Genomic DNA, 14,349 nt, shown 5'->3' with positions numbered 1-14,349 from the left:
TTGTCGTCACTCAAGCGCTGTCCAAATACTGGATTATCTCCTCGGCTGTAGCGCGGGCACTGCGCCCGACACCAATCAAGGTGGCGGAGGCCAAACCTGTCCACTCGCCATAGCCTAACAGCCACAGGCGCGGTTCCTGCAATGAGCGAGTGCCTGCAAGGTCTACTTTTCCATCGGGATTAATCACGCCCAGTGATTGCAAGTGCGCGAGCGCCGGGCGGAATCCCGTACACCAGATCACCGCATCAACGGCGGACCCAGTGCCATCGGCCCAGACGACACCATTGGCGGTAAAGCGGGTAAACGGTCGAACCGCGTGTAATGCACCCCGCTCCCGCGCCTCTTTCACCGGCGGCACCATTACCACATCGCCCAAACCACCCACTGGCTGCTCTATTTCCCGCCCTTCCTGAGCTGCCTTCCAGCGATCAGTGGCGCGCTGGAAGAGCACCCGCCCGTCCACATCATCGGGCAAAAAAATCGGCTCGCTGGTTGTGACCCAGGTACAGTCAGCGACGCGCGATACCTCGGCGAGAATTTGCGCGCCCGAATTCCCTCCGCCCACCACCAGCACTTTCTGCCCCGCAAAAGGCGCGGGCGATTGGTAGTGTGCCGAGTGAAGTTGCGCTCCCTGAAACAGATCAGCGCCGGGGTAAGCGGGAATAAACGGATTGCGCCAGGTACCGGTCGCGCTGATAACAACCCGGGCGCGCCACTGCTGGCGCTCGCTCACCACCTCCAGCCGGTCGCCAAGGTTATTAACGGCGGATACCCACACCGGGCGCTGCACCGGAAATTCATAACGACTTTCATAGTGGCGCAGGTAATCCACCACCTGATCGCGGCTGGGGTAAGTCTCGCCAGTGGGCGGCATTTGCCAACCCGAGAGTGAACTCCAGGTCGATGGCGAAAACAGTCGCAGGCTGTCCCAGCCATGAAGCCAAGCCCCACCGGGCGTTTGCTCGGCATCCAGCATCACAAAGGAATACTTGCTGCGGCGCAGATAATAAGCGACCGACAAAGCCGCCTGCCCGCCGCCGATGATGACTATGTCCGTTGAATCTGTGTCGGTTGAATCCATGACCGGTGTATCCATGCTGCCGCTCCGATAAAAGTTGATTCAGTAAATATTCTGCTTGCCAATATATATGCACAACCATATATTCGTACAACCATATATACGGCTAGTTTGATCTATGTCTGAATTTACTCCCGATTCCCTGTGTAAAACCCTCGCTGATCCAACCCGCGCGCGCATTGCGTTGCTGGTCGCACGCGAAAAAGAGCTGTGTGTCTGCGAACTCACCTGCGCGCTCGATGAAATCCAACCCAAAATTTCCCGCCATTTGGCACTGTTGCGTGAATCCGGTTTATTGGCGGATCGTCGCCAAGGTCAGTGGGTGTATTACCGTTTGCACCCGGAATTGCCAGATTGGGTAGCAACAATTTTAAGCACCATGCTCGCTGCTAATCAGGAGTGGCTGCAGAAAAATCATCAGCGGTTGTGTGCAATGGAAGATCGGCCGAACCGCTGCTGTTAAACAATCATCATCAAAATAAATATTTTTGCGAGAAAGAACATGAAAAAAATCAAAATCGGCATCAATGGTTTCGGTCGCATTGGTCGTTTGGCATTGCGCGCGAGTTGGCATTGGCCGGAGTTTGAATTTGTACAAATTAATGATCCGGCAGGCGATGCCGCTACTTTTGCGCATTTATTAAAATTCGATTCGGTGCAAGGCCAATGGACGCCAGAAACGGGTGCGGATGAGAATGCCATTTATATTGATGGCAAACCCATCAAATTTACGCGCAATAAAACCATCGCCGAAACCGATTGGCGCGGTTGCGATCTGGTTATTGAAGCCAGCGGCAAAATGCGTGAAGTAAAGTTACTGCAAGCTTATTTGGATCAAGGTGTAAAACGTGTAGTGGTGAGTGCACCGGTCAAAGAGCCGGGTGTATTAAATATAGTGATGGGGGTGAATCATGATTTGTTTGATCCCGCTACACATCGCATAGTCACCGCTGCGTCTTGCACCACTAACTGTTTGGCACCGGTGGTAAAAGTGATTCATGAACAACTCGGGATTAAACACGGCGCCATCACCACCATTCACGATCTAACCAATACCCAATCCATTTTGGATCAGCCGCATAAAGATCTGCGCCGCGCGCGTGCATCCCATTCCAATTTAATTCCCACCAGTACCGGTTCCGCGACTGCCATTGCGGAAATATTTCCGGAGCTGCGCGGTAAATTAAATGGTCATGCGGTGCGGGTGCCACTCGCTACCGGATCGCTGACTGACTGTGTATTTGAAGTGGAGCGCAATACTTCAGTTGATGAAGTGAACGCACTGTTAAAAACGGCGAGTGAAACCTATTTAAAAGATATTTTGGGTTATGAAACACGCCCGCTGGTATCCAGCGATTTTTGTGGCAACCCGCTGTCATCGATTGTGGATGCGCTCTCCACGATGGTGGTGAATGACACACTGGTGAAAATTTATGCCTGGTATGACAACGAGTGGGGTTATGCCAATCGCACGGCGGAGTTGGCAAAATTGGTTGGTTTGGAAAATTAACTTTATCGTTTGCAATGAGATCGCGTGTTGGGCATCGCTGCGCTCAGCACCAACCTACAGAGCACCTTGTGAGCTAGCATGAATCAATCATCGGCCATAAAACAATACGCGCTTGTCACCGGCAATTACTGGGCGTTTACGCTTACCGATGGCGCGCTGCGCATGTTGGTGGTGTTGCACTTTCATCAACTCGGTTACAGCCCGCTGCAAATTGCGGCGCTGTTTTTGTTTTATGAAATTTTTGGTGTAGTCACTAATTTAGTGGGTGGTTATTTAGGCGCGCGTATTGGTTTGAATCGCACAATGAATATTGGTTTGGCGTTGCAGGTGATGGCGCTGGCGTTACTCGCGGTGCCCAGTCAGTGGCTAACGGTGCCCTTGGTGATGGGCGCGCAGGCGCTGTCGGGCATTGCGAAAGATCTCAATAAAATGAGCGCTAAAAGTGCGATCAAACAATTGGTGCCGGGCGATCAGCAGGGTGCGTTATTTAAATGGATCGCACTGCTTACCGGATCTAAAAACGCCCTGAAAGGTGTAGGTTTTTTTCTGGGTGGCGCACTCTTGGCCGCGGTGGGTTTTAACACAGCGGTCAGTTTAATGGCAGCTGTGCTGGCATTGGTTTGGTTAATGAGTGTCATTTTGCTGCAACAGGATCTAGGCAAAGCGAAAAACAAACCGAAATTTAATGAGCTTTTTTCCAAAAGTCGCGCGATCAATATTTTATCCGCCGCGCGGTTGTTTTTATTTGGCGCACGGGATGTTTGGTTTGTGGTTGCCCTGCCGGTTTTTTTAAGTAGTCAATTGCAATGGGATTTTTGGCAGACCGGCGGTTTTCTTGCCAGCTGGGTGATAGGCTACGGCATAGTGCAATCCATCGCGCCAATGGTGTTGCGCACGAAAACTGGCGCTGCACCCGGTGGCGGTGCTGCATTGCTCTGGGCGATTTTACTGGCATTGGTCACTGCACTTTTGGCATTGGCACTGACCAATGCCGAGCTGATGAATATGCCTGTTGCGACAGTGTTAATCAGCGGTTTGATTCTGTTTGGCATTGTGTTTGCGATTAACTCATCGCTGCACTCCTATTTAATTGTCAGCTACGCTAAAGACGATGGCGTTTCGCTCGATGTCGGTTTTTACTACATGGCCAATGCGCTCGGGCGCTTGCTGGGAACCCTGCTCTCGGGTTGGGTTTATCAAGCCGCAGGATTAACCGCTTGTCTGTGGGTCTCTGCTGCTTTTTTATTGCTGGTGAGCTGCATCTCGGTATTTTTACCCAAAAACCACCATCACCACTAACTGCCTAGGGGCGGTACAAAAAAGGTTAGCTATGTTGCTCTCGATTCTATTGATACTGCTATTAGTGGTGATTTGTGTGCTTATTCATTTTGAAGCACTCAATTTATTAACCAATGCAATTCCCAAAATAAAAGCGTCGCCGCGCCTGAGTATTCTGCTCGGTATTTTGGGTTGTTTTGGCGCGCACTTATTGGAGATAACAATTTTTGCGGGTGGATTTTATTTTTTTATCCAGCAGGAAACACTCGGCAGTTTGCTGGGTGGCGATATTCAAGGCCACGGTCTGTTTGGTACACCCAGCACCGGGTTTATCGATAGCCTGTATTTTTCACTGACCTGTTACACCTCGCTGGGTTTTGGCGATTTGGCGCCCACGGGATGGCTGCGTTTTTTGGCAGGGGTTGAAGCGCTCACCGGTTTGTTGCTGATTGCCTGGACCGCTTCATTTATGTATTTGGAAATGCAAAAACATTGGAAAGTGAAGTAGTTTAAAAAGCGTTTTCTATTTCTGGTGCGGATTAATCAGTGAGATAAATCATGAGCGATAAAAAAACCTGCAGCACCAATTGTGAATCCGCCGCCGAGTTATTAAATCGCGCTTGTTATTGTAAAACCCTGAAGCGCGATGAGCTGCTGGCGAGCTTGCAAGCGCAAGCATTGCCGACTGAAGTGCTGCAACATCACCAACAATTATTTTCCCACACCGCCGTGTTTATCTCCCCCGCGCAATGGCAGCAGCTGCAATTGCTAGTGCAGACAATTATGCGCGTGACTGCCTTGCGTGCGTATCAACAAGCGGTATTAAGCCATGCACCTGCTATCGCACAAAAGCCCACACCTGTCTCTGGTGTATTTATGGGTTTTGATTTCCATTTGAATGAGACCGGGCCGCAGATTATTGAAATCAATACCAACGCTGGTGGTGGTTTTTTAAATGCGGTATTACTCAGTGCACAAACCGCCTGCTGCAATGCGGCGGGAAAATACCCGCAACTTTTACAACCGCAAGTGGAAGCGGAATTTGTGGCCATGTTTAAACGCGAGTGGCAATTAGCGCGCGGCGATCAAGCATTGCGCTCTATCGCGCTGGTGGATGAAAACCCCAGTGCACAATTTTTGTATCCGGAATTTTTGTTAGCGCAAGCGGTGTTTGAACGCGCAGGCATTAAAACCCTGATTGTCGACCCGCAACAATTAACATGGGTTGATGGCGAATTGTTTTATCAACAACAAGTGATTGATCTGGTTTACAACCGCCTTACCGATTTTTTACTCGCACAGCCAAGCAACCTGGTTTTGCGCAACGCCTATGAGCACAATGCCACAGTGCTTACCCCCAATCCCCATCACCACGCGCTCTATGCTGACAAACGCAATTTAGTCTTGCTCAGCGATGAAACAATACTCAACGAATTCGGTGCAGACCCTGAGGATATAAAAACCCTGCTCGCGGGAATTCCCCGCACCCAATTAGTCAGCGCCGATAATGCTGAACACTTGTGGCAGGAACGCAAACACTTGTTTTTTAAACCAGCGACCGGGTATGGCAGCAAAGCGGCTTATCGAGGCGACAAAATTACCAAACGCGTATGGGAGGAAATTTTGCAGGGCGATTATGTTGCGCAATTGCAGGTGCCGCCCAGCGAGCGTGGCATTCTGGTGGACGAAGAAAAAACCGCATTAAAAATGGATATTCGCGCCTATGTGTATGAAGGAAAAATCCAATTGCTCGCCGCGCGTTTATATCAGGGTCAAACCACCAATTTCCGCACCCAAGGCGGCGGTTTTGCACCGGTGTTTGTAGCGGGATAAAGGCGTTATCAATGGTGAGAAAGGCGCACTCAGTAGCGAGTGCGCAAAATGGCTGCACGGGTTTAGCTGTAGTCTTAACTAGCGTTACAACGACAGACTAAAATCATTAACTACTCAGTATAGATTTGTTGGCACGCTTATCTTTTTTATCGCGTCGTTTATCTTTCAATGATTTTTGCGGTTCTTTTTTTACTTTCTCTTTTGACATGCTGTGTACTCCTGATCAGTAGTACTTCTGCGCCTATTGCCGCTGAATTATTTGCAGAAGATTGCGCTTAGCTATTTCGCTGAAGCATTACTTACAGCGAGCGGCAGTGTGCAACATGCATAAGTAATTACCCCTCTCGTTGCTGATAAAAAACTATTAATATTCAATACGAATAACGCGGAATATCGCCATTCGACCGAATATTTTTATATCAATCACATCACCCGGCCTGCGGCCAATCAGTTGTCGCCCCAAAGGTGAGAAACAGGAGATAAAACCCTTCTCAGGATTACTGTCCCGTGGATTAGTTAACACCAGTGTGATGATTTCTTTTTCCTGCACATCAAACACTGTGACTTTATGCCCGATAGCAATCCGCCGCGTGTGTGCGCCCATGCCCGCAGCACTTTGTTCCAGCGTGGTAAACAGCGTTAATAATTCGACCGCGTTTAAATTCATGCTCCAAGGGAGATGCAAATAGTGTTGACGAGCACAATCGCTCAGCCGTTTTTTCAAACGATTGAAGTATTGGGTGGACAATTTATTTCTCCAGCACAATAAAATAACAACTCAAAACATAAAAAATGTTTTAAGTGAATTTAATCAAATGGAAATAGAAAAACAGACGAGCGCAATAACCGCTCGATTAGAGGGGAAAGGCGAGAGAAACTCTTTTAAGGATGAAACGCAGTAAAGAAAACATAATTTCAGTAACAAAAATAAATTCGACAAGGCCAATCATAGCCCCGATAAAATTTAAGTCAACCAAGACGTGTGATAATCCAGTGTTTCCAGCTTAATTGTCGCCACAGCGTGGCGACAATCTGATTTATTTCTCACCAATGTGTGTATCGGGCTCCTGATTTTCATCGCTGTAATCAGAGATAATTCTTTCGGCTTGGCGTTCGTAGCTATCCGCTATTCCTTTGAGGATTACTGAAAAGCGATAGTAACCTTCATTTTCAGCAGATTCGGCTTTTTGGTGAAATTGTTCTGCTAATTCTTTTTCTGGTTTCCCGGTTGGGTCCACCATGTGGGCACCTCGCGAGTTTAAAGCGCCCGTGGCGTAACCGTTGCGCATTTCTTCCATTTCTTTACTATTTAGCTCGCTTGCTATGTCACGATGAATCCACAGACCAGATTCATCCTTTGGCGCATTTATAAGAACGTTACCAATAGTCATCATAGCCACTTCAAAATGGCCAGATCTTCGACATTCCTCTTTAACTTTGATAATCCAGTTCTTGAACAGCTTAGGATTAAAGTTACCGTCTTTAGTTGTACCCGGTGGGGTATGCCATTGATAGAGTAAATCCCAAGCATTTTTAGCAATTGCCCTTTTATCCTCGGATATTTCTCCACTATTGAAATCATCATTTTTTGAGCGATAAACAAGTTGAATTAATTCGCAGAAAAAATTGGGGTCACCGGCAAGTTTGTATTCAAGTAAAGTAGGTTTTGCTCCACTATAACCGTCCAGTAATGGTAAATAAGCCCATTCAACTCGAAATAAATCTGTTTCATCAATTGATGGGTCTAGCTGTAAGTGTTTTATTAGCTCAATAATATTATATTGAGATAAAGTGTTTTCTGGCTCATTTGAATTAATAGCAGCCATTAATGCGCGAATACAAACATTGTTACTTATCGGCTTTTTTTCATAAACCAATTTGCTAATGCAATTTAGGGCAGTGCGTGGCCGCCCGTATTGAATCAATTTTTCGACGGCATAATCTAGACCATCATTTGTGTCGTAACTATTAGCAGATGTTCTGATCCAATATTCGTTTTCAGCACCTTGTAACCACTTGTGCGCTCTTTGCCATGCGTTTTTCTCAAATGGTAGATATGACAGGAACTCACTCAGCTGTTCTTTTGTCCAATCAGCTTTAGAAAGATTGTCTGCCCATTCCCAACCATGAATATAGCGGCGTCGCCATAAATATGAAGCTATAAATTTATTATATTTTTGCTCATCTAAGCCAAGATAAGTAGGTAATAATTTTTTATCTATATCATTATCGGCAATGAATCCTAATGCGCTCCCAACTGATTCAGGCGATGAGACAACGCCGATGAAATCAATGACTCCTTTCAGACCTAGTTCAGACAGCAAATTTTTTATTGCCTGCTGCCGTTTTTCATCCAGTTTTTCTCTCTGAACATCCCAGTTACCTTTTTCTTCATAAAGGTCGTAGTCTCCACTCGAAAATAGATATTGGTATAGATTTAGTGGATCGCTTGGCTGTACCTTTTTAGCAATGTCTTCAATTTGCACTAGTGATTTATCGGAGAGAGCCCAATCAGCATCAGAAAACTTTCTATGTTTTTTAGTGAATAAAGTTAACTTATCCCAAAGCAAGCGTTTATTTCTATCTGATTCTTTTTGTATTTCATCTGAAGACAGAAATTTAATAAAAGTATCAAAAGCTAGCTGAGGAAGATGGCCCAAGTGATTTATTAACTCTAATAAATAATCAAAGTTTCCTTGAGCCTCTTTAACAATAAGATCTGCATGAAAAGAAGCTTGTTCCCAATAATCTTTGCGAGATATGGCCGTTTCCACAGTATCTATAATTATTTTTCGCCACTTAGGCTTGTGAGATCCTGTAGATGTTTGATGTTGACCTGGCAACAACTTCAACAACAATTTCCATCCGACATTAGGTGTTTCCGACACAATTGTTTGTACTGCAACTTTTCGTTTCTCTATGTTTGCTAAGGTTTGAGGTAGCCAAGGCAGTAAAATAGTAACAATCGAGTTGGCTGGTCTATTTGACCATCTGCCACCTGGATCGCGGGCAGCCAATTCAGCGAGAATGCAGCACACCCTTACAAGGTATTGCTCTTCCCAAGCTAAACCTTCCAATGCCCATAGGAGGCCTGTCATATAGTTACTGCCTGTGAGGCCGTTACCTTCTTGAGCAAAAATTGAATCGAACACGCAGGGTGTTTGCAAAAGGGCGTTATCAATCTGCCTCAGAAATTCGGTTGGTGCCGCTTCTGCCAAATCAGGAAGAAAATTATTAATGGATGCCCATTGTTGCCATGGAGCTTCACTAAGTAGTTCTCTCACTATCAACAATGCGGTAGTCTCTACGTTACCTAAAGAGCATTTTGTAAATTGTTTCGATTGATTTCCAATTAAAGCAAGACCTTCCGCAATGCCTTGACGAATAACGCCAGAATATTTGAAGACCTTTCCATAAGCGTTTGCAGCATAACGCTGGTCTTCGGGTAACTCAAAAGCGGGATTTTGTTCCTTTAAAACTTCGATAGCGATGGTTTTAAATTTTTCTATATCAGCATCCAGAATTTGAGAACCTAAGATTCCCAACAGCTCCTCTTTTTGGGTAACAGTCCAAATGCCATTTTTCAACTTTAAAGGAGAATTTGGTTGATGAAGAATATCTCGTGCTTTTGATAGCCAGTCTTCATAGCTGATGTTGAGTAGGCTGGATAATTTATTCGTATCGTTTGGATTGCTCTCGTCCCAAGACCCTAGCAGGCATACCAATGCAAGATTCATTGCCTCTGGATGAGCTTTCCACGCAACTCCTAACCTTGGTACAGATTTTTGTTGACTAGTTTTTAGTTGAGAAATTGTTGCTTCGATTGCTGTTAGGCACATTTTCGCAGTGTAATGATCGGGATTGAAGTTTTCTTTTAATTGCTGGTAGGGATGTATATAGTTCCGAAAATTTCTTAGTTCATGATTAAAATTCTTTACATCTAGTCTTATATATCCAAGCTCATGAGAAACATCTATGAATTGAGCTAAAGACCAATCTGCAAAAGGTTTTACTTTATTATTTTCTTTATTTTTTGGTGCAATAGCTGATTTATTAAACTGTGAAGGATGCTTTTGAGCTATTCCCAGTAATAGTCCTTCTAGTAATGAGCCACATAGCATGATGGCTGCCAAAGGAGAGTTATCAATACATTTCTTAGCTTCAACGTATCTACTCTTCAGAACAACTTGAAGATTTGAATCTATTAATTCGCTTGGGAAGCTTATTATTTCGCTCAATTGTTCGTCATCGAAAGTCTGCGTGATTGGCAGACTAGTAATAACTGTATTGTTCTCTTTGTCCGTCATATCAAATCTCGTTATTCAAAGGAAACGAAAGAATAATTCATGTACTTTTTTATAAGCTAAAAAATAGTTTCCACCGCCAAAACATGGCTTATCGAATCCCCATCCCAATAAAACTGATAATGCCCCGCTTGAATCGCTGGTGGTGTTAAGGCTTTTGGTCGTAAAGCAGCAATACATTCACCACCGGCATGGCGAACCGATTGATACAGGATTCCCATTTCGTTTTGCGCTTTTAGTTGTCGGCCTATGGCTTGGGCATAAACAAAACTGTCAGGGTTGTGTACTTGCGGATCAGCGCGAACATCTACCAATGGTGTATGCACTTCGCAGCTGTAGCAGCGCATGGTGAGCATTTGCGGTGGCTCATTAGTCGCTTGTAAAAATCGTGTGCGGCTGAAGCGCGATTCGGCAAGCGCCGTTTCCAAATTCAAACCGGCGTAGTAGATGCCGAAGCGGCCATCGGTAAAACGACTGGGAATTCCGGTGTGGGTGAAGGCGGCCATAATCGCGGTGGTGCCTGGGCCGGTCACGCGGTCTTCGGGGGCGACCAAAGCAATGTTGCCTGTTTGGTCTTGCAGGCGATCATTGGTCAGGCTTTCGAGTGCATAGGCCGCTTCCAGCTCAGTGGGATCGAGCAGGTTTTCAAACAGGGCGATGGGCGGGAAGTGACTGGGTATCAGGCGATAGCTATTGCTGTGAACTTCCTTGTAGTGCATGGCTGCTGTCATCAAACATAAACCTCACCGCGCCAGCCATCCAGATAGCGGCGGACATCCACCAAATCCACTACTCGCCCACCCAACATGCGCTGCAATGCCGAGGCACCGCCAAAATCGCGGTTGGGTTTGCGCACCCAGTTTTGCCATTGGGCTGGATCAGCAAACAAGAGCTGCACAGCTTTGTAGATTCCGGCGAGGTAAGACAAACGCTCAAGCGTGTCTCTGCCCAGTTTAATGGGTTCACCGGTCGCGAGTTTTTGTCGCCAATTGTGCAAAGTGGTGCGGGTGCCTAGGCCGGCAAGGGTGCAGCGCTGTTCATCGGTCAGGCTCCATTCTTCGGTAATACCAAAGAATAGTTTCACTGCCACGCGGCTCATCTGGGCGTCATCAACAGCGGGAAGTGGGTGTACGGCATTCATGCTGATTAACTCCGGTTTTACATCCTGTTATTAATGTTATGTTCAAAAGTGAACATATTCAATAAAAAAATATGATATTTGAACGGTTTTACTTAGGCTGATTTCTTTCTAAACCACACCAGCTTAACCCCCTCCAGCAGCAGCAAACTCACCACACCCAGTGCGATACACACCAAAAACTCATTCCAGTGGAAGCTGCCGAAACTGAACAATTGTTGTGCGGGCGGCCAGCCCACGGCGATGGCGAGAGTGAGGCTGACGGCGCTGAGCAGAATCCACAGTGAGCGATTGGGGCGGGTAAAGGCGCTGATAAGGGAGGCGCGGAAGCTGCGGTTGATCAGGATCAGGCCCATGTTGAACAGCACCAGTGCGCCAAATACCAGGGCGCGCAGGTCGTCTTCCGGCATATTCAGGCTGGCGCCGCCGAACAGGAGGGCGGCGAGTAAACCCAGGGTGACAGTGCCCTGGATTATCGCCCAGCCAATGCGCTCGCCCACCAACAGCGGCGTTTGCGGGTCGCGCGGTGGGCGGTTCATTACGTCTTCCTCTTCCTGCTCGGCCTCAAATACCACCGAGCAGGCCGGGTCTATCACCATTTCCAGAAAGGCGATGTGAATCGGCGTGAGCATCATTGGCAGCCCCATGAGTAGCGGCAGTATGGCGAGGCCGGCGATGGGGATGTGTACCGCCACGATAAATTCGATGGCTTTGCGCAGGTTGTCGTAAATGCGGCGGCCGAGGCGGATGGTTTTGACTATGGAGCCGAAGTCGTCGTCCAGCAGCACTATAGAGGAGGCTTCGCGCGCGACATCGGTGCCGCGCCCGCCCATGGCTATGCCGATGTGCGCAACTTTAATGGCGGGCGCATCGTTCACGCCATCACCGGTCATGGCGACGATCTCGCCGTTGGCTTTCAGGCTTTGCACCAGCCGCAATTTTTGCTGGGGGCGGATGCGCGCAAAAATCGAAACGCTTTTAACCCGCTCGGCCAGTTCCGCATCGCTCAGCTGCTCCAACTGGTCGCCCACCAAGACCTCGCTGGGTGGCAACCCGGCTTGCAGGGCGATGGCGCTGGCGGTGGTGGCGTAGTCGCCGGTAATCATAATCACCCGGATGCCGGCGGATTGGCATTCGGCCACCGCAGCGGGTACTGACTCGCGCAGCGGGTCGGCAAAGGCCAGCAGCCCAAGGTAGCGAAACTGCAATTCGCGCGGTGATTCGGGCAGCTCGCCCGCCGGTACAGCGGCTTGGGCGACGGCCAATACCCGCATTCCCTCGCAGGCCAGTGCATTGGCTTGCGCGGTCAGCGGCACGAGTTGTTCGGGGCTTAAGTGACAGAGTTGGGCGATAGCTTCCAGTGCGCCCTTGCTATAGGCATGCAGGTTGGTGTCGCCGGGGTGCTGCAGGATATTGGTGGTGGCAAATAAATCCGGGCGCAAGCCATAGGCGCGCAGCAGGGTGGCACCTTGTAAGCGGGTCAGTTCGGCGTGGCTCTGCGCCAGCCGGTGTACTGCCACATCCATCGGGTCGCTCGGCACCAGCGGGCAGGCGAGCAAGGCGGCGTCCAACAGGGTTTTGCCGCTATCGTCCAGCGGTTGTTGCGCGGCGGCGTACCAGTTGTGGCTTGCGCCCACCAGCGCCATCAGGGTCATGCGGTTTTGGGTGAGGGTGCCGGTTTTGTCGGTGCAGAGCACGGTGGTGGCACCCAGAGTTTCAATGCTCGCGGCGCGGCGCGTCAGTACCCGCGCCTGGGAAATACGCCAGGCGCCCATGGCCATAAATACCGCCATCACCAGTGGGAACTCCTCCGGCAGCAGCGACATACCAATCGCAATGCCGCTTAAAATCGCCTCTAGCCAGGAGTCGCGCAGCAGGCCATAAAGCACTACCACCACCAGAGCGGCGAGCGCGCCGATCAGCGCAAAGTCGCGCACTAACCAGCGCAGTTGCTGCTGCAGGTGCGCTTGCTCGGTGTCGATACTGCGCAGCGCCGTGCCTATATGCCCCATTTCAGTATTGAAGCCAATGGCGGTGACTTCCGCGATACCCGTGCCGCGCACCACCAGGGTTCCGGCATAGAGGCGCTGGTTGTCGGCAATCGCCTCGACCGCTGTATTTGGGGCTTGGGCGATTTTACCTACCGCGACCGATTCGCCGGTCAGCAGCGACTCATCTACCAGCAGCTCTTGCGCGCTGAGCAGGCGCGCATCTGCCGCCACCCTGTCGCCCTCGTTCACCACCAGTAAATCGCCGCGTACTACTTGGGTGCCGGCGATGGTCAACCGCTCGCCGCTGCGAATCACCAGCGCACGCGGGCTGGCCAGGTCGCGCAAACTCTCCAGCACCCGCTCGCTGCGCGACTCCTGCACGAGGGTGATGCTCACCGAAATCGAGGCAAATACCAGCAGCAACAGCGCCTCGGTGGTATCGCCCAGTAGCCAGTAGATAAGCCCGCCGCCGAGTAGCAGCGCAAACATAGGCTCGCGCAGCACATCCAGGAAAATGCGCAGCAGGTTGCGGCTATTGGCTTTGGGTAGCTGGTTGGGGCCTTCGCTTTGCAGGCGCTGCGCCGCCTGTTCGTGGCTTAGTCCCTGGCGATCATCCGGGTTCATCGCGCGCACTCCATTGGGTTGGTTATTAACTAACCATAGTTGGCTATGGGATGGGCGTCTATGATGTAGATCAGGTAGCAACCAAAGGTTTGCCCATTGCACCGGCCCCCGTTATGCTTGCCCCACTTATCGATTGGTTCTACTTCATGCCCACACTTTCACCTCATGTTGCCTTTTTGGCGTTTGCCCTCTGGTTGCTCAGCAACTGGGCGGGGGCGCATGGGCATTATTGTTTTGATGGGCAGGAGCCACCGATTTCGGTGCATATGCATTTGGATGGCCATGAGGTGCATGACCATCACCCCGAAGAAGTGCATCAGGACGCGGATATAGAACTGGGCAAATCGGTATTAGCCAAGTTGAGCAAAATCGATTTGGGCTTGGTTTTGCTCGCTGCCCTGGCGCTGGTGTTGTTGGTACTGCCCCGCGCTGGTTTTGCCAGCATTTATCGACCGTTTTATCCTCCCTCTTCCCTCTATTGGCGACCTTTACTGCGCGCGCCGCCGGTTTCTGTCTGAGTGTTTGATCTTATTGGGCGCATCTGACTGCGCCTTGATAAAACCTCTGTGCCCCTAAGGCACATCAGACAGGAT

General features: G+C 49.3%; 12 protein-coding genes. 6 read left to right on the top strand and 6 right to left on the bottom strand.

What is annotated here, in order from left to right; all coding sequences use genetic code 11:
- Positions 1-10: 10 nt before the first annotated feature.
- Complete coding sequence (locus O59_RS02015; RefSeq protein ID WP_007639008.1) at positions 11-1,096, bottom strand: ArsO family NAD(P)H-dependent flavin-containing monooxygenase; 1,086 nt, start codon at positions 1,094-1,096, stop codon at positions 11-13.
- A 100-nt stretch (positions 1,097-1,196) separates the two neighbouring features.
- On the opposite strand from O59_RS02015, the gene O59_RS02010 reads away from it, so the two are divergent.
- The 5 genes from O59_RS02010 to O59_RS01990 all read left to right on the top strand — a co-directional run bounded on the left by O59_RS02010 (position 1,197) and on the right by O59_RS01990 (position 5,699).
- The gene (locus tag O59_RS02010; RefSeq protein WP_007639007.1) at positions 1,197-1,541 is read left to right on the top strand and encodes a metalloregulator ArsR/SmtB family transcription factor; all 345 of its coding nucleotides are present in this window, start codon (positions 1,197-1,199) and stop codon (positions 1,539-1,541) included.
- A 39-nt stretch (positions 1,542-1,580) separates the two neighbouring features.
- Complete coding sequence (locus O59_RS02005) at positions 1,581-2,588, top strand: ArsJ-associated glyceraldehyde-3-phosphate dehydrogenase (protein WP_007639006.1); 1,008 nt, start codon at positions 1,581-1,583, stop codon at positions 2,586-2,588.
- A 78-nt stretch (positions 2,589-2,666) separates the two neighbouring features.
- The gene (gene arsJ, locus O59_RS02000) at positions 2,667-3,887 is read left to right on the top strand and encodes an organoarsenical effux MFS transporter ArsJ (RefSeq protein WP_007639005.1); all 1,221 of its coding nucleotides are present in this window, start codon (positions 2,667-2,669) and stop codon (positions 3,885-3,887) included.
- A 31-nt stretch (positions 3,888-3,918) separates the two neighbouring features.
- Positions 3,919-4,374: a potassium channel family protein gene (locus O59_RS01995; protein WP_007639004.1), complete on the top strand. Its 456-nt coding sequence runs from the start codon at positions 3,919-3,921 to the stop codon at positions 4,372-4,374.
- Positions 4,375-4,424: 50 nt separating this feature from the next.
- A complete protein-coding gene (locus O59_RS01990; RefSeq protein ID WP_007638998.1) occupies positions 4,425-5,699 on the top strand; it encodes a hypothetical protein in 1,275 nt (424 codons plus the stop codon).
- Positions 5,700-6,063: 364 nt separating this feature from the next.
- Here O59_RS01990 and O59_RS20810 read toward each other — a convergent pair whose 3' ends face one another.
- The 5 genes from O59_RS20810 to O59_RS01965 all read right to left on the bottom strand — a co-directional run bounded on the left by O59_RS20810 (position 6,064) and on the right by O59_RS01965 (position 13,756).
- A complete protein-coding gene (locus O59_RS20810; protein WP_050976927.1) occupies positions 6,064-6,447 on the bottom strand; it encodes a GreA/GreB family elongation factor in 384 nt (127 codons plus the stop codon).
- A 289-nt stretch (positions 6,448-6,736) separates the two neighbouring features.
- Positions 6,737-10,006 carry a hypothetical protein gene (locus O59_RS01980; RefSeq protein ID WP_007638991.1) on the bottom strand — a complete coding sequence of 1,090 codons (3,270 nt, stop codon included), beginning with the start codon at positions 10,004-10,006 and terminating at the stop codon, positions 6,737-6,739.
- A gap of 56 nt (positions 10,007-10,062) precedes the next feature.
- The gene (locus tag O59_RS01975) at positions 10,063-10,734 is read right to left on the bottom strand and encodes an RES family NAD+ phosphorylase (protein ID WP_007638990.1); all 672 of its coding nucleotides are present in this window, start codon (positions 10,732-10,734) and stop codon (positions 10,063-10,065) included.
- Positions 10,734-11,144 carry an MbcA/ParS/Xre antitoxin family protein gene (locus O59_RS01970; RefSeq protein WP_007638989.1) on the bottom strand — a complete coding sequence of 137 codons (411 nt, stop codon included), beginning with the start codon at positions 11,142-11,144 and terminating at the stop codon, positions 10,734-10,736. The genes O59_RS01975 and O59_RS01970 overlap by 1 nt, the downstream gene beginning before the upstream one ends.
- Before the next feature lie 92 nt (positions 11,145-11,236).
- Entirely contained in the window at positions 11,237-13,756 is a 2,520-nt protein-coding gene (locus O59_RS01965; RefSeq protein ID WP_040391037.1) for a cation-translocating P-type ATPase, read from the bottom strand.
- Between the two features lie 50 nt (positions 13,757-13,806).
- Between O59_RS01965 and O59_RS01960 the strand changes: the two genes are divergently transcribed.
- On the top strand, positions 13,807-14,274 hold the full coding sequence (locus tag O59_RS01960) for a hypothetical protein (RefSeq protein ID WP_007638986.1): 468 nt from the start codon (positions 13,807-13,809) through the stop codon (positions 14,272-14,274).
- The last annotated feature ends 75 nt before the right edge of the window (positions 14,275-14,349 follow it).

Source organism: Cellvibrio sp. BR (genome assembly GCF_000263355.1).
Classification (GTDB): domain Bacteria; phylum Pseudomonadota; class Gammaproteobacteria; order Pseudomonadales; family Cellvibrionaceae; genus Cellvibrio.
Note: the sequence above shows the minus strand (reverse complement) of the source record. Positions and strands in the feature narration are given on the sequence as shown.